Origin of the sequence: Pseudomonas sp. N2-3-1-14 (assembly GCF_041228395.1) — a bacterium.
Lineage (GTDB): Bacteria > Pseudomonadota > Gammaproteobacteria > Pseudomonadales > Pseudomonadaceae > Aquipseudomonas.
This window is the reverse complement of the sequence record NZ_CP166199.1, coordinates 5,874,724-5,895,661: the sequence shown is the minus strand read 5'-3', so window position 1 is coordinate 5,895,661 and position 20,938 is coordinate 5,874,724. Positions and strand designations below refer to the sequence as shown.

Annotated in this window: 21 protein-coding genes and 1 riboswitch; of the genes, 9 read left to right on the top strand and 12 right to left on the bottom strand. The window is 61.1% G+C overall.

Going from position 1 to position 20,938, the window contains the following annotated elements; all coding sequences use genetic code 11:
* Nucleotides 1-39: 39 nt before the first annotated feature.
* From AB5I78_RS27345 to AB5I78_RS27335, 3 genes are read right to left on the bottom strand one after another with little or no spacing between them, the layout of a single operon-like run.
* Complete coding sequence (locus tag AB5I78_RS27345) at nt 40-960, bottom strand: LysR substrate-binding domain-containing protein (protein ID WP_369301967.1); 921 nt, start codon at nt 958-960, stop codon at nt 40-42.
* A gap of 37 nt (nt 961-997) precedes the next feature.
* Entirely contained in the window at nt 998-1,540 is a 543-nt protein-coding gene (locus AB5I78_RS27340; RefSeq protein WP_145157682.1) for a chromate transporter, read from the bottom strand.
* Nucleotides 1,540-2,106 carry a chromate transporter gene (locus tag AB5I78_RS27335; protein WP_369301968.1) on the bottom strand — a complete coding sequence of 189 codons (567 nt, stop codon included), beginning with the start codon at nt 2,104-2,106 and terminating at the stop codon, nt 1,540-1,542. Before AB5I78_RS27335 ends, AB5I78_RS27340 begins: the two co-directional genes overlap by 1 nt.
* Nucleotides 2,107-2,280: 174 nt before the next feature.
* Here AB5I78_RS27335 and AB5I78_RS27330 point away from each other — a divergent pair, with 174 nt between their 5' ends.
* On the top strand, nt 2,281-2,898 hold the full coding sequence (locus tag AB5I78_RS27330; RefSeq protein ID WP_242199843.1) for a hemolysin III family protein: 618 nt from the start codon (nt 2,281-2,283) through the stop codon (nt 2,896-2,898).
* Nucleotides 2,899-3,003: 105 nt separating this feature from the next.
* Here the strand turns inward: AB5I78_RS27330 and AB5I78_RS27325 are convergent, their stop codons facing one another.
* The gene (locus AB5I78_RS27325; RefSeq protein ID WP_242199844.1) at nt 3,004-3,906 is read right to left on the bottom strand and encodes a LysR family transcriptional regulator; all 903 of its coding nucleotides are present in this window, start codon (nt 3,904-3,906) and stop codon (nt 3,004-3,006) included.
* A 108-nt stretch (nt 3,907-4,014) separates the two neighbouring features.
* On the opposite strand from AB5I78_RS27325, the gene AB5I78_RS27320 reads away from it, so the two are divergent.
* Both AB5I78_RS27320 and AB5I78_RS27315 read left to right on the top strand, forming a co-directional pair.
* Entirely contained in the window at nt 4,015-5,256 is a 1,242-nt protein-coding gene (locus AB5I78_RS27320) for a D-amino acid dehydrogenase (RefSeq protein WP_369301969.1), read from the top strand.
* A gap of 28 nt (nt 5,257-5,284) precedes the next feature.
* Nucleotides 5,285-6,187 (top strand): transporter substrate-binding domain-containing protein, encoded by a 903-nt coding sequence (locus tag AB5I78_RS27315; RefSeq protein ID WP_369301970.1) that lies wholly within the window; start codon nt 5,285-5,287, stop codon nt 6,185-6,187.
* 130 nt (nt 6,188-6,317) lie between these two features.
* Here AB5I78_RS27315 and AB5I78_RS27310 read toward each other — a convergent pair whose 3' ends face one another.
* Both AB5I78_RS27310 and AB5I78_RS27305 read right to left on the bottom strand, forming a co-directional pair.
* Entirely contained in the window at nt 6,318-7,037 is a 720-nt protein-coding gene (locus AB5I78_RS27310) for a 16S rRNA (uracil(1498)-N(3))-methyltransferase (protein ID WP_369301971.1), read from the bottom strand.
* 32 nt (nt 7,038-7,069) lie between these two features.
* Nucleotides 7,070-8,476 carry an adenosylmethionine--8-amino-7-oxononanoate transaminase gene (locus AB5I78_RS27305; RefSeq protein ID WP_369301972.1) on the bottom strand — a complete coding sequence of 469 codons (1,407 nt, stop codon included), beginning with the start codon at nt 8,474-8,476 and terminating at the stop codon, nt 7,070-7,072.
* Nucleotides 8,477-8,749: 273 nt separating this feature from the next.
* On the opposite strand from AB5I78_RS27305, the gene AB5I78_RS27300 reads away from it, so the two are divergent.
* Both AB5I78_RS27300 and AB5I78_RS27295 read left to right on the top strand, forming a co-directional pair.
* Nucleotides 8,750-9,301: a cytochrome b gene (locus AB5I78_RS27300; RefSeq protein WP_106575643.1), complete on the top strand. Its 552-nt coding sequence runs from the start codon at nt 8,750-8,752 to the stop codon at nt 9,299-9,301.
* Nucleotides 9,302-9,333: 32 nt separating this feature from the next.
* The gene (locus tag AB5I78_RS27295; RefSeq protein WP_106575642.1) at nt 9,334-9,930 is read left to right on the top strand and encodes a YceI family protein; all 597 of its coding nucleotides are present in this window, start codon (nt 9,334-9,336) and stop codon (nt 9,928-9,930) included.
* 69 nt (nt 9,931-9,999) lie between these two features.
* Here the strand turns inward: AB5I78_RS27295 and AB5I78_RS27290 are convergent, their stop codons facing one another.
* The 4 genes from AB5I78_RS27290 to ahcY form a co-directional block, all read right to left on the bottom strand.
* The gene (locus AB5I78_RS27290; protein ID WP_145157662.1) at nt 10,000-11,886 is read right to left on the bottom strand and encodes a DEAD/DEAH box helicase; all 1,887 of its coding nucleotides are present in this window, start codon (nt 11,884-11,886) and stop codon (nt 10,000-10,002) included.
* A 221-nt stretch (nt 11,887-12,107) separates the two neighbouring features.
* Nucleotides 12,108-12,899, bottom strand: a complete 792-nt coding sequence (locus tag AB5I78_RS27285) for a substrate-binding periplasmic protein (RefSeq protein ID WP_369301973.1) — start codon at nt 12,897-12,899, stop codon at nt 12,108-12,110.
* Between the two features lie 130 nt (nt 12,900-13,029).
* Nucleotides 13,030-13,875, bottom strand: a complete 846-nt coding sequence (gene metF / locus AB5I78_RS27280) for a methylenetetrahydrofolate reductase [NAD(P)H] (RefSeq protein WP_145157656.1) — start codon at nt 13,873-13,875, stop codon at nt 13,030-13,032.
* A gap of 177 nt (nt 13,876-14,052) precedes the next feature.
* Nucleotides 14,053-15,462: an adenosylhomocysteinase gene (ahcY, locus tag AB5I78_RS27275; protein ID WP_145157652.1), complete on the bottom strand. Its 1,410-nt coding sequence runs from the start codon at nt 15,460-15,462 to the stop codon at nt 14,053-14,055.
* Between the two features lie 21 nt (nt 15,463-15,483).
* A riboswitch (S-adenosyl-L-homocysteine riboswitch) is annotated at nt 15,484-15,590 on the bottom strand.
* Between the two features lie 198 nt (nt 15,591-15,788).
* Here ahcY and AB5I78_RS27270 point away from each other — a divergent pair.
* The 3 genes from AB5I78_RS27270 (at nt 15,789) to AB5I78_RS27260 (ending at nt 17,482) form a co-directional block, all read left to right on the top strand.
* Nucleotides 15,789-16,193 carry an acyl-CoA thioesterase gene (locus AB5I78_RS27270; RefSeq protein WP_064454506.1) on the top strand — a complete coding sequence of 135 codons (405 nt, stop codon included), beginning with the start codon at nt 15,789-15,791 and terminating at the stop codon, nt 16,191-16,193.
* A 76-nt stretch (nt 16,194-16,269) separates the two neighbouring features.
* Entirely contained in the window at nt 16,270-17,154 is an 885-nt protein-coding gene (locus AB5I78_RS27265) for a formate/nitrite transporter family protein (RefSeq protein ID WP_145157649.1), read from the top strand.
* A gap of 196 nt (nt 17,155-17,350) precedes the next feature.
* Nucleotides 17,351-17,482: a hypothetical protein gene (locus AB5I78_RS27260; protein ID WP_369301974.1), complete on the top strand. Its 132-nt coding sequence runs from the start codon at nt 17,351-17,353 to the stop codon at nt 17,480-17,482.
* Nucleotides 17,483-17,598: 116 nt separating this feature from the next.
* Here the strand turns inward: AB5I78_RS27260 and AB5I78_RS27255 are convergent, their stop codons facing one another.
* The gene (locus tag AB5I78_RS27255) at nt 17,599-18,858 is read right to left on the bottom strand and encodes a sodium:proton antiporter (RefSeq protein ID WP_242199849.1); all 1,260 of its coding nucleotides are present in this window, start codon (nt 18,856-18,858) and stop codon (nt 17,599-17,601) included.
* Nucleotides 18,859-19,053: 195 nt separating this feature from the next.
* Here AB5I78_RS27255 and AB5I78_RS27250 point away from each other — a divergent pair, with 195 nt between their 5' ends.
* The gene (locus AB5I78_RS27250; protein ID WP_106575634.1) at nt 19,054-19,440 is read left to right on the top strand and encodes an MAPEG family protein; all 387 of its coding nucleotides are present in this window, start codon (nt 19,054-19,056) and stop codon (nt 19,438-19,440) included.
* A 281-nt stretch (nt 19,441-19,721) separates the two neighbouring features.
* On the opposite strand, the gene AB5I78_RS27245 is transcribed toward AB5I78_RS27250, so the two are convergent.
* Nucleotides 19,722-20,906, bottom strand: a complete 1,185-nt coding sequence (locus tag AB5I78_RS27245) for a murein transglycosylase A (RefSeq protein WP_262206946.1) — start codon at nt 20,904-20,906, stop codon at nt 19,722-19,724.
* Nucleotides 20,907-20,938 lie beyond the last annotated feature (32 nt).

The following is a 20,938-nucleotide window of genomic DNA, read 5'->3' as shown; positions in this document are numbered from 1 at the left end:
TTCAAATGTGGGAGCGGGCTTGCTCGCGAAAGCGGTTTGTCAGGTTGGCACCTGCCGATTGGCATACATCCGACACTCTGCCAGCAACGCCAGCAAATTCGGGTCGCGCTCCTTGGCCTTTAAAAACACCACACCAATGTGCTGCTGCAACCGATACCTGGGTTGCAGCGGTATCAGCTTCACGCGGTTCTCATACACCGCCGCAATCCGCCCCGGCAGCAGGGCATAACCCACGCCCGAACTGACCATGCTCAACAGCGTGAAGATGTCATTGACCTGCATCGCCACCTTCGGCTCAAACCCCGCCTGGTTGAACACCCGGTTGCCGTCCTGGTGCGTGGCGAAGCCTTGGGTGAGGGTGATGAAGGTCGCGTCGCGCACATCGGCCAGGTCGATTTCCTGCTCGCGGTCCAAGGGTGAGTCGGCCGGGGTGGCGAGGAAGATGTCGTCGGTGAACAGCGCGATCTGTTCGCAGTCCGGGTCGTTGGCACGTTCGTCGAGGGAGATCAGGATCGCGTCCACTTCCATGTTCTTGAGCTTGTAGAGCAGGTCGAAGTTGGAGCCCAGGATCAGGTCGATATTGAGTTCGCTGCGCCTGATTTTCAGGCCCATGATCAGCTGTGGCACGGTTTTGACCGTCAGCGAATACAGCGAGCCGAGCTTGAAGCGCTCAGCCGAGAAACCTGCGGCTTCGCGGGTCAGGCGCACGCTGTCGACCACGTCGGCCACCAGCTTTTGCGCGCGCTCCTCCAGCACGTAGGCGCTTTCCAGCGGGGTGAGGTTGCGCCCTTCGTGTTTGAACAGCGGGCAGCGCAGCGCGTTTTCCAGCGAGTGGATGGCGCGGTGCACGCTGACGTTGCTGGTTTGCAACTCGGCGGCGGCGCGGGCCAGGTTGCCGGTGCGCATGAACGCCAGGAAGATCTCGAGCTTCTTGAGGGTGAATTCTTCGTCGATCAGCATGGCCGTGGCTCTTAGTCGAATGCGGTCGATTGTGCCTCTAAAAGCAGTTCACTCCCAGCCATGCACTGCCCAGGCCCAGCAGCACGCCGCCGATGATCAGCCAGATCGCGTTGAGCCGCGTGTAATACACCACGGCGGCGCTGGCCAGGGTCAGCACCAGGCTGGTCGCGTTGTTTTCCAGGCTGTTCATCAGGATGTAGGTTGAGGCGAGGATCAGGCCGATGGAGATCGGCAGCAGGCTGCGTTTAACCCGTTGCACCCACGGCGTTCGGGTGTGCCGCTCCAGCCAGCCGGCGCCCAGGTAAGCCAGCACCGAACAGGGCACCAGCTTGGCCAACAACGCCACCAGCGCGCCAGGCAAGCCCGCCGCCTGCTGGCCGATAAACACCAGAAACATGCCGTTGGGCCCCGGCAGCGCCTGGGACAAGGCGAAGAAGGCGACAAATTGCGCGTCAGTGATCCAGTGCATATCGACCACGGTGTAGCGATGGATATCGCCGATGGCCACCGTGTTGCCGCCAATCGCCATCAGCGACCACAGCGCGCATTGGATCATCAGGTGCAACAGGACGGTTTGCATCAGCCGGCCACCTTGTTCGAACCGATAAAGCTCAAGGCCAGGGAGCTGGGAATGCAGATCAGCAAGACCATCCACAGCGGCAACACAAAGACGGCCATCAATACGAAGGTCAACACGAAGGCGCTGTAGTTGGCGAGCGTGCGGGGCATGGCCTTGAGCAGGCGCAGCGTGGTGCCGAGCATCAACCCCGTGGCAATCGGCATCACCGCGCCGAAGATCTGCTGCACCACGTCGTGGCTCCACCACTTGGCATAGGCAAATCCGGCGAGCACGGTGATCAACGAGGGGAACAGGTACAGCCCGCACACGGTCACAACCGCACCGTGCAAGCCATGCAGGCGCCGGCCGTAGATGATGCCGACGTTGGCGATATTGGGGCCCGGGAAGAACTGGCCGGTGGTCAGCAGCTCATTGAAGCTTTGCTCACTGACCCAGCGGCGACGGTCGACCATCATCTGCCGCGCCCAGGGCATCACGCCGCCAAAGCCGAACAGACCGACCATGGCAAAGTTGTAAAACAGCTGCCATAGGCTGGGATGAGGCGGGGCGGGTTCTAGCTCGGGCATGGCAATTACCGATAGGACGCTTTTACGTGGGAGCCGGCTTGCTGCTCCCACAGGATGAAGCGAATCATCTATGGACGTGTGTATTTGGGCAAATGAAGAAAGGGTGTTACCTGATATGGGTAGGGTGGCGTCAGAATGCTCAAGGTGGTAACGGTTATTCGAGGTGAGTGACACATGTATCACGGGGAACGATTTAACGCCTGGAGCCATTTGGTCGGGGCTGTAGCAGCTTTTGTTGGCGCAGTGTGGATGTTGGTGGTGGCAAGCCTGGACGGCAGCCCCTGGAAGATCGTCAGCGTGGCGATTTATGGTTTTACGCTGCTGGTGCTGTACAGCGCGTCCACCGTGTACCACAGCGTGCGCGGGCGACGAAAAGAGATCATGCAGAAGGTCGACCACTTTTCGATCTACCTGTTGATCGCCGGCAGCTACACGCCGTTTTGCCTGGTAACGCTGCGCGGGCCGTGGGGTTGGACGCTGTTCGGAATCGTGTGGGGGCTGGCGGTGATCGGCATCCTGCAAGAGATCAAGCCGCGCTCCGAGGCGCGCATTCTGTCGATTGTGATTTACGCGGTGATGGGCTGGATCGTGCTGGTGGCGGTCAAGCCGCTGCTTGCTGCGCTGGGCACGGCCGGGTTTGTATGGCTGGCCTCGGGCGGGGTGTTGTACACCGTCGGGATTATCTTTTTTGCCCTGGAAGATCGCCTGCGCCACTCCCATGGGATCTGGCACTTGTTCGTGATCGGCGGCAGCCTGCTGCACTTTGTGGCGATCATGCATTACGTGCTTTGACCTGTGGGAGCTGGCTTGTGTGGGAGCTGGCTTGCCTGCGATACAGGCGACTCGGTCTATCAGTTAGACCGAGGCGATGCTATCGCAGGCAAGCCAGCTCCCACATCACAAGCGTTCCAGCAGTTCACACGCGCGCTTGCCGAAAATCTGCAGCAGGTTCGCGAGCATATGCGGCGGCGGTTCATCGGCGCGGGTCAGCGCGTACAGGGTGATCGGCAGCGGCGGGGTGAGCGTGCGGATGCAGGTGGTGGCCGTCGATGCGCCGAGGGCGGTGAAGGGATCGATCACGGTCAGGCCGGCGCCGGACTCCACCATGGCCCGGGCCAGGGAATAGGTCTGGACAGAAATGGTCACTCGTGGCGGCGGGTCGACATTTTCCAGGTAGCTGTCGAGCTTTGCCGCCAAGGGGTCGGCACTGGACAGGCCAATCAACGGCGCACCCGCCAGGTCAGTCAGTGGCAACGGTTTACTCATTTGGGCCTCAGGCCAGTAACCCTTGGAAGCCAACGCCACCAGCCCCCCATTGGCCAACACTTGCGTGGTCAAACCCGGATGGCCGGAGAAGTTAAGCGTCAGCGCCAGGTCGATCTCACGCATCAACAGCTTCTGCACCAGCTCCCGGCTATGGTCGCTGGACAGCTCGCAAGCGATGTCCGGGTAGGCGCGCTTCCACTCCAGAATCGAAGGCGGTAGCAGTGACAATGCCAGGGCAGGGATCGCACCGATGCGCACACTCTGGCCCGGCTCGCGGCGCAAGCTCTTGGCCAGCCGCCGCACACCTTGCAGGCTCTCGGTGACTTTCTCGACTTCGCTTTCCAGCGCCAGGGCTTCCGGGGTGGGCTGCAGTTTGCCGCGCACGCGCAGAAACAGCGGGAAGCCTAGTTGCAGCTCGGCATGCTGCAACACCTTGGTCACCGCCGGTTGCGAGACATGCAGCAACTGCGCGGCGGCGCTGACGGAGCCTGTCTGGCGGATGGCCTGGAAGATTTCGATATGACGCAAGCGCATGGCACGTCCATAACCTTTGTTTATAGGTGAGCCATCTTTATTCATTGTCGGTGGCCTGTCACCTGCCCCTAGGCTTGAGGCCTGTTAACTCAAGTGCGGGTGAGGGGAATGGCCAAGCGGGTTTGCATCATCGGCGGCGGTGTCATCGGTCTGGCGAGTGCATACGCCCTGGTGCGCGCAGGCCATGAAGTCACGGTGATCGACGCGCGCGACAGCCTGTGCAGCGAAACCAGTTTTGCCAACGGCGGGCAACTGTCTTACCGCTATGTCGCGCCGCTGGCCGACGCCGGCGTGCCTCTGCAAGCGCTGGGCTGGCTGCTGCGTGGGGACTCGCCGTTGACACTGCGCCCGCGTCTCGATCCCCGACAATGGCGCTGGATGGCGTCCTTTCTGGGCGCCTGCCGGGGTTCGGTGAACAAGCGTAACGCCGCTCACCTGCTGCGCCTGGCGTCTTTGAGCCAGGCCACTTTGCAGCAATGGCGCGAGGATGATCGCCTGGACGGCTTCGACTGGCGGCGCAACGGCAAGCTGGTGACCTTTCGCAGTACCCGCACCTTTGAGCTTGCGCGCAGCAAGGTCACCGATTTTCTGCAACAACAGGTGCTGTCGGCCGCCGATTGCGCGCGCCTGGAGCCGGCGCTGGTGGGGGATGGCTTTGTCGGCGGTATTTACACGCCAAATGAAGAGGTCGCAGATTGCCATGCCTTCTGCCAACGACTGGCCGCGCGGCTTGAGGCCTCCGGGCGCTGTTCCTTTTTGCTTGGCCGCAAGGTTACGGGGCTACGTCACGGCGACGGTGCGGTGCAGGCCATCAATCTAGGCGATGAAATGATGCCGGTGGACCAGCTTGTAATCGCTGCCGGGCATCGCAGCGCCGAGTTAGCGTTGCCTGGCCTGGCCCTTGCGCTGTATCCGCTCAAAGGCTACAGCCTGAGCGTGCCGATTGGCGCGCAGCACCAGGCGCCGAATGTGAGCATCACTGACTACGACCGCAAGATCGTCTACGCGCGGATCGGCGAGCAGCTGCGAGTCGCCGCGATGGTCGACATTGTCGGCTTTGACGCCCGCCTTGAGCCCAAGCGCCTGGCGCTGATCAAACGCCACGCGTTGGAGACATTTCCCCATGGCGGCGATTACGCCCACGCCGTCGAATGGGCCGGTATGCGCCCGGCCACGCCGACCGGTGTGCCGCTGATTGGCGCGAGTGCTTATCGCAATCTGTGGCTGAACCTGGGCCACGGTGCGCTCGGCTTTACCTTGGCCTGTGGCAGCGGCCAACTGCTGGCCGAGCTGATCGGCCAGCAGGCGCCTTCCATTGATATGCAGGGCCTGGCGCCCCGCGCGGCTTGATTCGTCACACCACCAACGGAGGATAACAATGAAAAAAATCCTGTTGACCGGCTGCACCCTGGGGCTTTTGTTGGGCGCTCAGGTTCAAGCGACTGAAGCACCCCTGGACGGCACGTTGGGCAAGATCGCCAGCGCCAAGTCCATCACGCTGGGCTACCGCGATGCGTCTGTGCCGTTTTCCTACGTAGGTGACCACAGCGGCCAACCCATGGGTTATTCAGTGGAGTTGGCGAGCAAGATCGTCGAGCGCATCCAGCAGAAAACCGGCGTGGCCAACCTTGGCGTGAAGTACACCCTGGTGACGTCCCAGACCCGCATCCCGCTGGTGCAGAACGGCACTGTGGACCTGGAATGCGGCTCCACCGGGGTGACCGCCGAGCGCCAGAAACAGGTGGCGTTTTCGTACGGGTTTATTTACGTGAAGGGCCAGTTGCTGACCGCCAAGGACAGCGGCATCAACGGGTTTGACGACCTCAAGGGCAAGAACGTGGTGACCACCGCCGGCACCACCAATGAGCGGTACCTCAAGCACTACAACGCCGAACACGAAAGCAACCTGTCGGTGATCAGTGCCAAGGACCACGGCGAAGCCTTCAAGATGCTCGAGACCGGCCGCGCGGCGGCGTTTTACATGGACGATGCGCTGCTCTACGGCGAGCGCGCCAAGGCCCGCGACCCGCACCGCTGGGTGGTGGTGGGCACGGAGCAGTCGCGGGAGATCTACAGCTGCATGGTGCGCAAGGACGACCCGCAGTTTCTGGCGGTGGTCAACGAGACGCTGGCTGACCTTTACCGCTCCGGGGAAATCAACGGGATTTACCAGCGCTGGTTTGAACAGCCGATCCCGCCCAAGGGCTTGAACCTGGAGTTCCCGATGACGGCTGAGTTGAAGGCGATTATTGCCAAGCCGGTCAGTGACCCGGTGGACTGACAACCCAATCCAAAATGTGGGAGCGGGCTTGCTCGCGAATGCGGTGGATCAGTCAGCCTATTTATCAACTGACACACTGCCTTCGCGAGCAAGCCCGCTCCCACATTGGGTTTGGGTTTGCACAGCGGGGTTAGAAGTCGCCCCACAGTTGCTGGGCGACGGCCAGCGCAACCACTGGCGCCGTCTCAGTGCGCAGCACGCGCGGGCCGAGGCGGGCGGCTTGGAAGCCGGCGCTTTGGGCGGTGTCGACTTCGTTATCGGTCAAGCCACCTTCAGGCCCGATCAAAAACGCCAGGCTGGCAGGCTTGGCATGGCTGATCATCGGCGCGGCCACCGGGTGCAGCACCAGCTTCAACTCCGCCTCGGCCTGCTTCAACCAGTCGGCCAGCAGCAGCGGCGGATGAATCACCGGCACCGTCGAACGCCCGCATTGCTCGCATGCGCTGATCGCCACCTGGCGCCAGTGCAGCAGGCGTTTGTCGGCGCGCTCGTCCTTGAGGCGCACTTCGCAGCGGTCGCTGAAAATCGGCGTGATTTCATTCACGCCCAGCTCCGTGGCTTTCTGAATCGCCCAGTCCATACGCTCGCCCCGAGACAAGCCCTGGCCGAGGTGAATGTGCAGCGGCGATTCGCTCTGGCCTGCGAAGCTTTGCGTGAGCTGCACGCTGACGCGTTTTTTACCGACCTCCAGCAACGTGCCCAAAAACTCCTGGCCGGAGCCGTCGAACAGTTGCACGGCATCGCCTTCGCCCATGCGCAATACACGGCTGATGTAGTGGGCCTGGGCTTCGGGCAGTTCGTGCTCGCCGAGGCTCAGCGGGGTGTCGGTGAAAAAGCGGGACAGTCTCATTTCTGTTCTCTGGAAAATTTAAGTAGGTGCTATCAGCCCGGATCACGGAAGCCTGGGTGGAAGTCTTTCGGCACCGCAACGCTGACTTTATCGTTGGTGGCGATATCGATGCCTTCACTGGCCACTTGCGCCAAAAAGTCGATCTGCTCCGGTGTGATCACATACGGCGGCAGGAAATACACCACGCTGCCCAACGGCCGCAACAGCGCGCCGCGCTCCAGGGCATGTTCGAAGACTTTCAGGCCACGGCGTTCCTGCCACGGGTAGGCGGTCTTGGTGGCTTTGTCCTGGACCATCTCGATGGCCAGCACCATGCCGGTCTGGCGCACTTCGGACACGTGCGGGTGGTCCGCCAGGTGCGCGGTGGCGGTGGCCATGCGCTGGGCCAGCGCCTTGTTGTTTTCGATGACGTTGTCTTCTTCGAAAATATCCAGGGTCGCCAGGGCCGCCGCGCAGGCCAGCGGGTTGCCGGTGTAGCTGTGGGAGTGCAGGAAGGCGCGCAGGGTCGGGTAGTCGTCGTAGAAGGCGTCGTAGATGTCGTCGGTGGTGACCACGGCGGCCAACGGCAGGTAGCCGCCGGTGAGGGCCTTGGACAGGCACAGGAAGTCCGGACGGATGCCGGCCTGCTCACAGGCGAACATCGTGCCGGTACGGCCGAAGCCCACGGCGATTTCGTCGTGGATCAGGTGCACGCCGTAGCGGTCACAGGCCTCGCGCAGCAGCTTGAGGTACACCGGATGGTACATGCGCATGCCGCCGGCGCCCTGGATCAGCGGTTCGACGATCACGGCGGCCACGGTGTCGTGGTTTTCAGCGAGGGTCTGTTCCATGGCCAGGAACATGTTCCGGGAATGTTCTTCCCAGCTCATGCCTTCGGGGCGCAGGTAGCAGTCCGGGCTCGGCACCTTGATGGTGTCCAGCAGCAAGGCCTTGTAGGTCTCGGTAAACAACGGCACATCGCCCACCGACATCGCGGCGATGGTTTCGCCGTGGTAGCTGTTGGTGAGGGTCACGAAGCGCTTTTTGTTCGGCAGGCCGCGGTTGAGCCAGTAGTGAAAGCTCATCTTCAGCGCCACTTCGATGCACGACGAACCGTTATCGGCATAGAAGCAGCGGGTCAGGCCTTCGGGCGTCATTTTGACCAGGCGTTCGGACAGCTCGATCACCGGCTGGTGGCTGAAACCGGCGAGGATCACGTGTTCCAGTTGGTCGACCTGATCCTTGATGCGCTGGTTGATGCGCGGGTTGGCGTGGCCGAATACGTTGACCCACCAGGAACTGACCGCATCGAGGTAGCGCTTGCCTTCGAAGTCTTCCAGCCACACGCCTTCACCGCGCTTGATCGGGATCAGCGGCAGTTGCTGGTGGTCTTTCATTTGGGTGCAGGGATGCCACAGCACCGCGAGGTCGCGTTGCATCCACTGGTTATTCAAGCCCATCGGTTATCTCCTCGAAGCGGTCCTGCGGCCGGCGCAGGCGTAACAATCGCGCAAGCCTATGCAATGCCAGGCGGTGTCACAACCCATTACGGATGAATTGGCAGTAAACGCGGGACGGTCTGTCACGTTTCTCAGGAATAGTCCTTAATCCATTGTTAACGTACTGTGCATAACCTCTTGATCGTATTTCTCGATATTTCAAAGCGAAATTTTCCGCTTTAATTCGATAGGTAAATCGCTAGTCTTGGGCACAGTTCTTACGGGATTTGGGACATGCAGCTACGTAATTCACCGGCCCGCTATGGTTGGGTCAGCATGGTTTTGCACTGGGGCGTGGCCCTGGTGGTGTTTGGTTTGTTCGCGCTGGGCCTGTGGATGGTCGGTCTCGACTACTACAGCGCCTGGCGCAAAGACGCGCCCGACCTGCACAAGAGCATCGGCATCACGCTGTTCGCCATCATGCTCGTGCGCATCGTCTGGCGTTTGGTCAGCCCGCCACCGCCGCCGCTGGCCAGCTACAGTCGTTTGACCCGTTTGGGTGCTGCGTTTGGCCATGCGTTCCTGTATCTCGGGCTGTTTGCCGTGATGATTGCCGGTTACCTGATTTCCACCGCAGACGGTGTCGGTATCCCGGTGTTTGGCCTGTTTGAGATTCCTGCCGTGGTTTCCGGGCTACCGGACCAGGCAGACACCGCCGGTGTGGTGCACTTGTACCTTGCCTGGGTGTTGGTGGTCTTTGCCGGTTTGCACGGCGTGGCTGCATTGAAACACCACTTTATCGATCGTGATGCGACCCTGCTGCGAATGCTGGGGCGCAAAGCCTGATGTTCAACCTCGACTCACAAGGAATAGAAAGCATGTTGAAAAAGACACTCGCCGCTCTGGCAATCGGTTCTGCTCTGCTGTCCGCCGGTTCAGCGATGGCCGCTGACTACGTGATCGACAAAGAAGGCCAGCACGCCTTCGTCGACTTCAAGATCAGCCACTTGGGCTACAGCTACATCACCGGTACCTTCAAGGACCTGGACGGCAAGTTCAGCTTCGACGCTGCCAAGCCTGAAGACGCCAAGATCGAAGTGAATGTGCGCACCGCCAGCGTGTTCACCAACCACGCCGAACGTGACAAGCACATCGCCAGCAAAGACTTCCTGGACGTTGCCAAGTTTGCCGACGCCAAGTTCGTGTCCACCAAGGTCACGCCAACCGGCAAGAATGCTGATGGCAAAGTCACTGCTGACGTAGCCGGCGACCTGACCCTGCTGGGCGTGACCAAGCCAGTAGTGGTCAAGGCCACGTTCCTGGGTGAAGGCAAGGATCCATGGGGCGGCTACCGTGCCGGTTTCGAAGGCACCACCACCATCAATCGCCAGGACTTCGGCAAGCAGATGGACCTGGGCCCAGCGTCCAACTCGGTTGAGTTGTACGTGACGTTTGAAGGTGTGAAAGCGAAGTAATTTTCGCCTCGCACACAAAAAATGCCCCGCATCTTTGGATGCGGGGCATTTTTTATGGCGCGTCGAAAATCAGCGGTTGCGGGTCAGCAACGCTGGTTTTTCACCACGAGGACGGCCTGGCAGTTGATCCAACTGCTCGGGTGTCGGGAAGCGGTCAGCCTTCGACTCCTTGTGGATGATTTTCGGCGCCGGGCCACCGCGCGGGTTCTGCACGGCAGGTTCGGACGAGCGTGGCTGGTCGTCACGGGCCGGGCGGCGGTTGTTGCTGCGCGAGTCTTCGCGACGGGCTTGACCGTCACGCGGTGCGCCATTGCGCGGGCCGCTGCGTTTGGCAGGTGGCGTGCCGGTGGTGCCGCCGCTGCTGTTGCGCGGACCATTCTGACGGCCGCCCTGCGGCTGGCCGCCACGTGGAGCACCTGCGCCTGCACCCTGTGCCGGTGCACCTGGACGACGGCCACGGCCCTGGGCCGGTTTGGCCTGAGGCACGTAGTCAACGCGGTTACCGAAGTTATCCACGTCGTCGTCGAGGAACTCGTCCGGGGCGCGGTCGGCGGCGGCGCGTGGCGGCTGGCTTGGCTGGCGCTGTTCGCGGGCCGGGGTGCCTTCACGGGGCTTTTGCTCACGGGCTGGGCGTTCGCCACGGCCGTTGGTAGGCGCTTTTTCCTTGCCGCCCTTGTCCTTGCCTTTGTCGCGACGGCCACCGCCACCACCGCCGCCGTTCGGGCCATCGCCCTTCGGACCGCGTGGGTTGCGTGGGTTACGCACATCCGGACGCTCGCGCACTTCAGGCTTTTCAGCCTCTACGGCGCTGGCATCGAAGCCCATCAGGTCGCCGTCGGCGATTTTCTGCTTGGTCATGCGCTCGATGCTTTTCAGCAGTTTTTCTTCGTCCGGGGCGACCAGCGAAATGGCCTCGCCCGAGCGACCGGCACGGCCAGTACGGCCGATACGGTGCACATAGTCTTCGTCGACGTTTGGCAGCTCGAAGTTGACCACGTGCGGCAACTGGTCGATATCCAGGCCGCGCGCGGCGATGTCGGTGGCGACCAGGATGCGCACTTCACCGGCCTTGAAATCGGCCAGGGCTTTGGTGCGCGCGTTCTGGCTCTTGTTGCCGTGGATGGCGACGGCGGTAAGGCCGTGCTTGTCCAGGTACTCGGCCAGGCGGTTGGCGCCGTGCTTGGTGCGGGTAAACACCAGCACTTGTTCCCAGGCGCCGGCGGTGATCAGGTGGGCCAGCAGCGCACGCTTGTGGCTGGCAGCCAGGCGGAATACGCGTTGCTCGATCCGCTCGACCGTGGTGTTCGGCGGCGTGACTTCGATGCGTTCCGGGTTGTGCAGCAGCTTGCCGGCCAGGGCGGTGATGTCCTGGGAGAACGTTGCCGAGAACAGCAGGTTCTGACGTTTGGCCGGCAGGCGGGCGAGGACCTTTTTCACGTCATGGACAAAGCCCATGTCGAGCATGCGGTCGGCTTCGTCCAGCACGAGGATTTCCACGTGGGACAAGTCAACGCTGCCTTGGCCGCACAGGTCGAGCAAACGACCCGGGCAGGCGACCAGCACGTCAACACCGCGGGACATGGCCTGAACCTGTGGGTTCATGCCGACACCGCCGAAGATGCAGGCGCTGACGAACTTCAAGTCGCGGGCATACAGCTTGAAGCTGTCGTGCACTTGGGCGGCGAGTTCGCGGGTAGGGGTCAGGACCAGTACGCGCGGTTGGCGCGGGCCGTGACGCTGGGATTTGTCCGGGTGACCGTTGGGGAACAAGCGCTCCAGAATCGGGAGGGCGAAACCACCGGTTTTACCAGTACCTGTCTGAGCCGCAACCATCAGGTCGCGACCTTGCAACACGGCGGGAATGGCCCGCTGTTGCACCGGAGTAGGCTCGGTATAGCCCGCTGCCTCGATGGCGCGGACTAAAGCCTCGGAGAGACCGAGGGAAGCAAAGGACATGAGTAATCCTGTTTTAGTTAGGGCTTGGCCCAAAGGGATAATCTTGCCGGGCGTGAATGGCGCTTAGGGGAGCGCAACCCCGTCCGGTCCTGCTGCGTCTGGCGGGCACTCCACCGGCTCGCGCGGGCTGAAAGCTGCGCAGTAGCTGGGTTAGGTGCCTTTTTCAAGACCTCAGCGGCCGGGCGTGAGCCTGGCGGAAAGGCCGGAGTATAACAGAGCAATCACGGCGCGCTGCTTTCCTGCTGCTCAACGGTGTGTTCAGAGGCCGTAATGGCCTGGATTCCACCGTATTTTGCGCTCAAGGCGGCGTAAGCCGGCTCTTGTTTGAAGCGCTTGAGCTCGGCGGCGAAGCGCTGCACCAGCAAATCCATGCCGGCGCCACGGCGCACCGCGAGAAACTGCGGCTGGCGGCTGACCACCACGGGCGCCTGGCTGACCTTGCCTTCCAGGCCCATGGCCTTGATCACATGCTGGCCCACTCGGCGGTCCGTAATGACCAGATCGATGCGCCCCAGCGACAGCTTGCCGAAGTTGGCCTCATGGCTGGGCGCCGGCTCGCGGTTGAACAAGGTCGACTCGCTGAAATCTTCGCCGTAGAGGTAGCCCGGGGATGTACCGACGGTGAGCCCGCGCAAATCATCGAGGGTTTCGGCCGGATAAGGGCGGTCGTTGGCGTAGAACAGCACGAACTCGACATCCGACAGCGGCTCGCTTGGGTAAAGCAGCAAGGCGTCGCGCTCATGGCTGTGAAAGATGTCCAGCGCGCCATCGGCATTGCCCTGGTCGAGCATCGCCAGGCAGCGCTTCCAGGGCAGGAATTGCCATTGCACGTCCACGCCCAGGCGTTGGAACACGGTCACCGTGGTTTCGTAATCCAGCCCGCGCATGCTGCCCTTGTCGTCGTAGACGTAGGGGGCCCAGGGCTCGGTGACAATGCGCAGTTTCTCACCGAAAGCGGTGAGGCTCAGGCAAGTAAAAAACACAGCAGTCAACAACTTGAGAATGACAGGCATGCCCTGAGGTTACGACGCTCTTGCGCTAAAGAGAAGCGCTGGCACATGCATTCGCGGCCACGTTGATGTGGCGCATTTAAAACAAAAAGGCCCTCGTATTGACGAGGGCCTTTGAGTCACGGAGCAAGCCTCAGCGTGGCAGCTTGAGGTTGTTCCAGATGGCCAGGCTCGGTTCGGCCTGGTTCAGGGTGTAGAAGTGCAACCCTGGCGCGCCACCTTGCAGCAGTTGTTCGCACATCTGGGTGATGACCTGCTCGCCAAACGCCTGGATGCTTTTGACGTCGTCGCCGTAGGCTTCCAGTTGCTTGCGCACCCAGCGCGGAATTTCAGCGCCGCAAGCGTCGGAGAAACGCGCCAGCTTGCTGTAGTTGGTGATCGGCATGATGCCCGGCACGATCGGGATGTTCACACCCATGGCCCGTACACGCTCGACGAAGTAGAAGTAGCTGTCGGCGTTGAAGAAGTACTGGGTGATCGCGCTGTCGGCGCCGGCGTTGGCCTTGCGCACGAAGTTCCGCAGATCGTCTTCGAAATTGCGCGCCTGGGGATGCATCTCCGGGTACGCCGCCACTTCGATATGGAAGTGATCGCCGCTTTCTTCACGGATGAAACTCACCAGGTCATTGGCGTAGCGCAGCTCACCGCTGGCCATGCCCATGCCGGACGGCAAATCGCCACGCAGGGCGACGATGCGCTTGATGCCGGCTTGCTTGTACTGGGTCAGCAGGCCGCGCAGGTCGGCTTTGCTGTCGCCCACGCACGACAAGTGCGGAGCGGCGGGAACTTTGACTTCGCTTTCCAGCTGCAACACGGTGTTGATCGTGCGATCACGGGTCGAACCGCCGGCGCCGTAGGTGCAGGAGAAGAAGTCGGGGTTGTAGCTGGCCAACTGCTTGGCAGTCGCCATCAGTTTTTCATGCCCAGCATCGGTCTTGGTCGGGAAGAACTCGAAGCTGTAGCGACGGTCTTGGGACATGGTAATACCCTTGGAAACTCATAGAACCGGGAAATGTACGCCGTCAATGTGGGAGGGGGCTTGCCCCCGATGACGATGTATCAGTCGACATAGTTGTTAACTGACATTCCGCTATCGGGGGCAAGCCCCCTCCCACATTAGAAGCCCGCTCCACAGGGGGAGCGGGCAGCAGGCATATCAGTAGCGGTAAGCGTGCGGCTTGAACGGACCTTCAACCGTCACGCCGATGTAGTCGGCCTGGGTCTTGGTCAGTTGAGTCACCACGCCGCCGAAGCCGCGGACCATTTCCAGGGCCACTTCTTCGTCGAGTTTCTTGGGCAGTACTTCCACGGTCAGGCGCTCGGCTTTCTGGGCTGGCGACAGGTCGGCGTACTTCTGGCCGAACAGGAAAATCTGCGCCAGAACCTGGTTGGCGAACGAGCCGTCCATGATGCGGCTTGGGTGGCCAGTGGCGTTGCCCAGGTTAACCAGACGGCCTTCAGCCAGCAGGATCAGGTAGTCGTCGTTCTGCGGGTCGAAGTCACCGGCGCCGGTACGGTGAACCTTGTGTACCTGCGGCTTCACTTCTTCCCATGCCCAGTTCTTGCGCATGAAAGCGGTGTCGATTTCGTTGTCAAAGTGACCGATGTTGCACACCACAGCGCGCTTTTTCAGGGCTTTGAGCATGTTCGCGTCGCACACATTCACGTTACCGGTGGTGGTCACGATCAGGTCGATCTTGCCCAGCAGGGCCTTATCGATGCTCGCTTCGGTGCCGTCGTTCTGGCCGTTGATGAACGGCGAAACCACTTCGAAACCGTCCATGCACGCTTGCATGGCGCAGATCGGGTCAACTTCGGAGACTTTAACGATCATGCCTTCCTGACGCAGGGACTGGGACGAACCCTTGCCCACGTCGCCGTAGCCGATCACCAGGGCTTGCTTGCCCGACAGCAGGTGGTCGGTGCCGCGCTTGATGGCATCGTTCAGGCTGTGACGGCAGCCGTACTTGTTGTCGTTCTTGCTCTTGGTCACCGAGTCGTTGACGTTGATGGCCGGGATTTTCAGCTCGCCCTTGGCCAGCATGTCCAGCAGGCGGTGCACGCCGGTGGTGGTTTCTTCGGTCACGCCGTGGACGCGGTCGAGGATCTGCGGGTATTTCTTGTGCAGCAGCTCAGTCAGGTCGCCGCCGTCGTCGAGGATCATGTTGGCGTCCCATGGCTTGCCATCTTTGAGGATGGTTTGCTCCAGGCACCACTCGTACTCTTCTTCGGTTTCGCCTTTCCAGGCATAAACCGCGATGCCGGCAGCAGCGATAGCAGCAGCGGCCTGGTCTTGAGTCGAGAAAATGTTGCAGGACGACCAACGCACTTCGGCACCCAGGGCAACCAGGGTTTCGATCAGCACGGCAGTCTGAATGGTCATGTGGATGCAGCCGAGAATCTTCGCGCCTTTGAGCGGTTGCTCAGCGGCGTATTTGCGACGCAGACCCATCAGGGCAGGCATTTCGGATTCGGCGATAAAGGTTTCGCGACGGCCCCAGGCAGCGAGGGACATGTCGGCGACTTTGTAGTCGGTAAAACCTGCAGGCGAGATTACAGCGCTCATGAAGAGCCTCCATTCGTAGTGTGCGAATGGGCGCCGTTGTGCGTTTAGTATCAAACCCGATAAACCAGGCCTGACAACGCCCCATCCGAGCCTGACAGGTCGAGCCTGCTGCAGCGCCCCTCGGACAGGTGGCGGGAGAACGGTATCAATCACAGATGACCGTTTTGAAGCGGTGGCGATTATAGCTGTGTGCGCCAGACTTCCCAAGCCTTTCTGTCGGGCATATGAAGATCGCTCATGGGCTTGATAGGCAATGGCTCATAGAGCTTGGGCCTGGGCTCTGCCATGATGTTGCCCATCATTTCGCAACGCGCTTTGGAGTGAACATGAACTTCCACACCCGCAAATGGGTAAAACCAGAAGACCTCAACCCCAACGGCACCCTGTTCGGCGGCAGCCTGCTGCGCTGGATCGACGAAGAAGCGGCCATCTACGCGATTGTGCAATTGGGCAACCAGCGGGTGGTGACCAAGTACATCTCCGAAATCAACTTCGTCAGCGCCTCGCGCCAGGGCGACATCATCGAGCTGGGCATCACCGCCACCGAGTTCGGCCGCACCTCGATCACCCTGACCTGCGAAGTGCGCAACAAGATCACGCGCAAAAGCATCCTGACCGTAGAAAAAATGGTCTTCGTCAACCTCGGCGAAGACGGCTTGCCGGCGCCCCACGGTCGCACTGAGATCAAGTACGTGAAGGACCAGTTCCAGGAAGACGGCATCAAGGACTAATCCTGTCGCTGGCCAGTGAACGCTATTGATAGGTCAAAGGTCGTACCTGAACAACGCCCCCCGTTCAGGTATCACCATGGCTACGCAAGCAGACGGCAAGACCCCTAACCTGTCGCAGGAAGAACAGCACGACGTCGACAAGAATCAGCCGCCCCGCGCGGCGGTTCTGCATGAAATCATCCGCACCCAGGGCGATCAGGAACTGGAACGCACCGTGGCCGCATTGTGGTGGTCGGCGCTGGCCGCCGGCCTGACCATGGGCCTGTCGTTGATGGGCATGGGCCTGCTCAATTCGCGGCTACCGGACGGCGAAGGGTTCAAAGTGATCGCCAGTTTCGGGTACTGCGCAGGTTTCCTGGCGGTGATCCTCGCCCGTCAGCAGTTGTTTACCGAAAACACCCTGACGGCCGTGCTGCCGGTGATGAGCAAGCCAACCCTGGCCAACGCCGCACGATTGCTGCGCCTGTGGGCAGTGGTGCTGGTGGGCAACCTGTGCGGCACCTTGCTGGTGGCGTATGTGATGCTGCATTTGCCGATCTTCGATACCAAGACTGACATGGCCTTCCTCGAAATCGGTCGCAAAGTCATGGAAAACGACACCGGTCAGATGTTCGCCAAGGGCATTATTTCCGGCTGGATGATCGCCACCATGGTCTGGATGATCCCGTCCATGGAAAGCGCGAAAATGTTCATCATCATCCTGATCACCTACCTGATGGCGCTGGGTGACTTCACCCATATCGTCGTCGGTTCGGCGGAAGTCTCGTACCTGGTGTTTGCGGGCGAACTGCCGTGGAAGGATTTTTGGCTGGTGTTCGCCGGGCCGACGCTGGCGGGCAACATCATCGGCGGCAGTTTCATCTTTGCGCTGATCAGCCACGCACAGATTCGCAGCGAAAACAGTTTGCCGGGCGAGACCGCAGACCCGCGCCACCCCCAGCAGGTCAACAAAGAGCGGTAAGCCGATTCGTCATAAATGAATGGCAACGTCGCTACGCGGCTTTGCCATTCATGAAAGAGGAATCTTTATGCGGGTTTCCCCTTTTTACGGGGGCGCAATGGGTGCGCGCTGATCGTGGCGCTGGGCGTGTTCGGCATGGCGCAGGCCAAGGACGATGAGGCGGATAGCTAGGTGACCATCGAAAAGAATACTCAAGGTGCCCGAGGCCGTTTCGCTTAAGGGCGCGGATGTTACCTACGACGCCCGTTACGAGCGCAGCGGCAACACCGTACTGGTTTTTCGCGCCCTGGCGTTCAGTCATCCCGAAGCGGTGTGCAGCCCTGCGTAGTTCAAGGCGATGCAGCCGATGATCGAGGCGATGTTCAATGACCTGAAAAGCCAGATCATTCTGCAGACCCTCTGACGGTAATGCGGGCGGCGAAGTCAGCTCGCCGCCCGCGTCCATCAGTGGGTATCGGTCTGCGGAGCCGGTTCATCTTTGGTCACGTGTTTGACCAGCTTGCCGATACTCAAACCCTGCAGCAGGATCGACGACAGCACCACGATGTAGGTGATGCTCAGCAACAAGTCACGCTCCGGCCCCAACGGCAAGGCCAATGCCAGTGCCACCGACACCCCGCCACGCAAGCCGCCCCAGGTAAGGATGCGGATAGTGCCGCGCGGTACCGTGCGCCAGCGGCGCAGCAACAGGATCGCCGGGGCCACGGTCAGCAGGCGTGAAAGCAGGATCGCCACCGCCAGCAAACTGGCCGCCAATACATGCAGCCAGTTGAACGGCAACAGCAACAGCTCCATGCCGATCAACGCGAACAGGAGCGCGTTGAGCATGTCATCGAGCAATTCCCAGAAACCGTCCAGGTAGCGTCGAGTCATGTCGTTCATCGCCAGCTTGCGGCCCAGGTTGCCGATGATCAGGCCGGCAACCACCATCGCAATCGGTGCCGAGACGTGCAGTTCGGTGGCCAACGCCGAGCCGCCGATCACCAGCGCCAAGGTCAGCATCACTTCAATCTGGTGCTGCTCGATGCTTTTGATCATCAAGTACACCAGGTAGCCGATCAGCCCGCCGAACACCACCCCGCCAATCGCTTCATGAGCGAACAGCATGGCCGTGGCGCCGACGGTTGGCGTTTCACCCAACTGCGCGATGCCCAGCAGCACGGTAAACACCACGACCGCCGTGCCGTCATTGAACAGCGACTCGCCGACAATGGTGGTTTTCAGCGGTTTCGATGCGTTGGCCGTTCGCAGCACGCCCAACACCGCAATCGGGTCGGTAGGCGAGATCAGCGCGCCGAACAGCAGGCAGTAGAGGAAGCTCACGTGCCAGCCGAACAGGGCAAAGATGTAGAACGCCAGGCTGCCGATGACCACGGTGGCAATCAACACGCCGAAGGTTGCCAACAGACCGATGGGCCAGCGATAACTGCGCAAGTCATTCAGGTTGACGTGCAAGGCGCCGGCGAACAGCAGGAACGAAAGCATCCAGTTCATCAACAGATCGCCAAAGTCGATCTGGCCGATCAATTGCTGAATACGCTCCTCCAGGCCTGGGTAGCCGATGAAGCTCAGGCCTTGCAGGATCAGTGAGAACAGCAGGGCAGTGACCATCACGCCGATGGTGGGCGGCAGGCCGATAAAACGGAAGTTCACATACGTGAGCAGGGTAGTGAGGCAAATGAAGGCGGCGACAAGTTCAAGCATCCGGGGTCCTTGGAAGGTGAAGTGAGCGTTGGTTAATGGGTGGATGGACCGCAGCAGCGGCGGGATGTTGCAGGCCATAGGGCAAAAGGCCGGTAGAACCTTTGGCGGTGGCGCGGTTCATAGCGGTTAAGTGCGGTGTGGCATTTTTAGTGCTAAAACTCTAACCGCTGGCTAAAACTACAAAAGGAATCGGTGATGACGGTGGCTTTCTGGTGTGTGTTGATCGCAATTTTCCTGCCTTATCTGTGCACGGGTGTGGCCAAGTTCAGCGGCGGCAAGTTCGGGCCTCGGCAGAACCATGACCCTCGGGCTTTCTTGGACACCCTCGATGGGTTCGCCAAACGCGCTCACAGTGCGCAACTCAACAGCTTTGAAGTGACGCCGGCATTTGCGGCGGCAGTGATCATTGCGCACTTGGCCGGCACGGCATCACTGGTGACCATCAATGTGCTGGCGGTGCTGTTTATCACCAGTCGGCTGCTGTACATCATTTGCTACCTGGCAGACTGGGCGATGCTGCGTTCGCTGGTCTGGGCATTGGGCATGGCATTGATCGCGAGTTTCTTTTTTGTCTCGATCTAAGGCCTGATGCGATTTCATCGTGTGAGCTGGCTTGTTGTGCCGAGCCAGTTTGTTGTGCCGATCCAGTTTGTTGTGGCGAGCGGGCTTGGTGTGGCGAGCGGGCTTGCCCCGCGTTGGGGCGCGAAGCGCCCCTAAAATCGGACACCCAGTTCCTCCTGAAAGAGCTCGGCGCCTCTATTGGGGCTGCTTCGCAGCCCAACGCGGGGCAAGCCCGCTCGCCACATCAATCCCGCTCGCCACACACGCGTGCTCAGCACCATGAATCGCGCTACCGGAAGCACTTAGGTACCGGCAGGCGCATCCGGCACTTGTGGCAACGCTGCGCCTTTAGGCCACAGCATCCAGATCTGGCCCTGCTGCTTCATATTCCCCGCCAACTCGCCCGCTGCATCACCGGTGCCCCAGAACAGGTCTGCGCGCACTTCGCCGGTGATTGCACCGCCGGTGTCCTGTGCGGCCACGGGCCGGGCAATGGGCGAGCCGTCAGGTTGGGTGGTCGACAGCCATAACAGGCTACCCAGCGGAATCACCTTGCGATCCACCGCCACGCTGTAGCCAGCCGTCAGCGGCACATTCAGTGAGCCGCGCGGGCCTTCATTGCTGTCCGGGCGAGCGCTGAAAAACACGTAGCTGGGGTTGCTCGCCAGCAGTTGTGGAATGCGTTGCGGGTTAGCCTTGGCCCAGGCGCTGATGGCGCCCATGGTCACGTCTTCTTTTTTCAACTCACCTTGCTCTACCAGCCAACGCCCGATCGGGCGGTACGGGTAGCCGTTCTGGTCGCCATACCCCACACGCAGTTGGCGACCGCCGGCGAGTTGAATGCGGCCCGAGCCCTGGATCTGCAAGAACTGCAGGTCCATCGGGTTGGTCAGCCAGGCAATCGGTTTGGCGGTGGAGCCTTGGCCATTGATGGTGCTGGCGTCGTCATAAGGCTTGAGCACGCGCCCCTCGAGGCGGCCGCGCAGGCGCTTGCCCTTGAGTTCCGGGTAGATGCTTTCCAGGTTGACGATGATCAGGTCATCCGGCACGCCGTACACCGGCACATGGGCGGTGGCGGTTTCGGTCAGGCTGCCGGGGTAGACCGGTTCGTAGTAGCCGGTGATCAGGCCGTTCGGCGTGTTGTCGGCCGAGCGCAGGCCGAACACATCCAGGCGCTCCTTGAGAAAGCTGCGCACTGCCGGGGCGTTGCCCGGCACGCTGGTCGCTGCTGCGCAGGTCGCGCCCCAGATCGGGTCGGCCTTCAGGCGTTGGCAGGCGCTGCGCCAGGATTCAAACCCGGCGAGCAGGTCGCTGTCGGAAACAGCCGGCAGCGCTTCCCACGGTGCACTTACATACGTGGCGACAGCATGGGGTTTAACGGTTTCATCTTTGCCGGCGTCTTTGTTGCCATCGCAGCCGGCCAGCAGTGCAATGATCGGCAGAGCCCACGCCAGGCGGCGGCTCCAGGGTTTCAAGGTGACATTCATACAAATACTTCCTGAAGCGATTGCCCGCGCCG

Excerpts from the sequence above, each read along its gene's own strand:
- AB5I78_RS27325 (WP_242199844.1), bottom strand. The coding sequence starts at position 3,906 with ATGCGCTTGCGTCATATCGAAATCTTCCAGGCCATCCGCCAGACAGGC.
- AB5I78_RS27305 (WP_369301972.1), bottom strand. The coding sequence starts at position 8,476 with ATGGGCTTGAATAACCAGTGGATGCAACGCGACCTCGCGGTGCTGTGG.
- AB5I78_RS27320 (WP_369301969.1), top strand. The coding sequence starts at position 4,015 with ATGGCCAAGCGGGTTTGCATCATCGGCGGCGGTGTCATCGGTCTGGCG.
- AB5I78_RS27315 (WP_369301970.1), top strand. The coding sequence starts at position 5,285 with ATGAAAAAAATCCTGTTGACCGGCTGCACCCTGGGGCTTTTGTTGGGC.
- ahcY (WP_145157652.1), bottom strand. The coding sequence starts at position 15,462 with ATGAGCGCTGTAATCTCGCCTGCAGGTTTTACCGACTACAAAGTCGCC.
- AB5I78_RS27330 (WP_242199843.1), top strand. The coding sequence starts at position 2,281 with ATGTATCACGGGGAACGATTTAACGCCTGGAGCCATTTGGTCGGGGCT.
- AB5I78_RS27340 (WP_145157682.1), bottom strand. The coding sequence starts at position 1,540 with ATGCAAACCGTCCTGTTGCACCTGATGATCCAATGCGCGCTGTGGTCG.
- AB5I78_RS27300 (WP_106575643.1), top strand. The coding sequence starts at position 8,750 with ATGCAGCTACGTAATTCACCGGCCCGCTATGGTTGGGTCAGCATGGTT.
- AB5I78_RS27310 (WP_369301971.1), bottom strand. The coding sequence starts at position 7,037 with ATGAGACTGTCCCGCTTTTTCACCGACACCCCGCTGAGCCTCGGCGAG.
- AB5I78_RS27250 (WP_106575634.1), top strand. The coding sequence starts at position 19,054 with ATGACGGTGGCTTTCTGGTGTGTGTTGATCGCAATTTTCCTGCCTTAT.
- AB5I78_RS27245 (WP_262206946.1), bottom strand. The coding sequence starts at position 20,906 with ATGAATGTCACCTTGAAACCCTGGAGCCGCCGCCTGGCGTGGGCTCTG.
- AB5I78_RS27345 (WP_369301967.1), bottom strand. The coding sequence starts at position 960 with ATGCTGATCGACGAAGAATTCACCCTCAAGAAGCTCGAGATCTTCCTG.
- AB5I78_RS27335 (WP_369301968.1), bottom strand. The coding sequence starts at position 2,106 with ATGCCCGAGCTAGAACCCGCCCCGCCTCATCCCAGCCTATGGCAGCTG.
- AB5I78_RS27285 (WP_369301973.1), bottom strand. The coding sequence starts at position 12,899 with ATGCCTGTCATTCTCAAGTTGTTGACTGCTGTGTTTTTTACTTGCCTG.
- AB5I78_RS27265 (WP_145157649.1), top strand. The coding sequence starts at position 16,270 with ATGGCTACGCAAGCAGACGGCAAGACCCCTAACCTGTCGCAGGAAGAA.
- metF (WP_145157656.1), bottom strand. The coding sequence starts at position 13,875 with ATGTCCCAAGACCGTCGCTACAGCTTCGAGTTCTTCCCGACCAAGACC.
- AB5I78_RS27290 (WP_145157662.1), bottom strand. The coding sequence starts at position 11,886 with ATGTCCTTTGCTTCCCTCGGTCTCTCCGAGGCTTTAGTCCGCGCCATC.
- AB5I78_RS27295 (WP_106575642.1), top strand. The coding sequence starts at position 9,334 with ATGTTGAAAAAGACACTCGCCGCTCTGGCAATCGGTTCTGCTCTGCTG.
- AB5I78_RS27270 (WP_064454506.1), top strand. The coding sequence starts at position 15,789 with ATGAACTTCCACACCCGCAAATGGGTAAAACCAGAAGACCTCAACCCC.
- AB5I78_RS27255 (WP_242199849.1), bottom strand. The coding sequence starts at position 18,858 with ATGCTTGAACTTGTCGCCGCCTTCATTTGCCTCACTACCCTGCTCACG.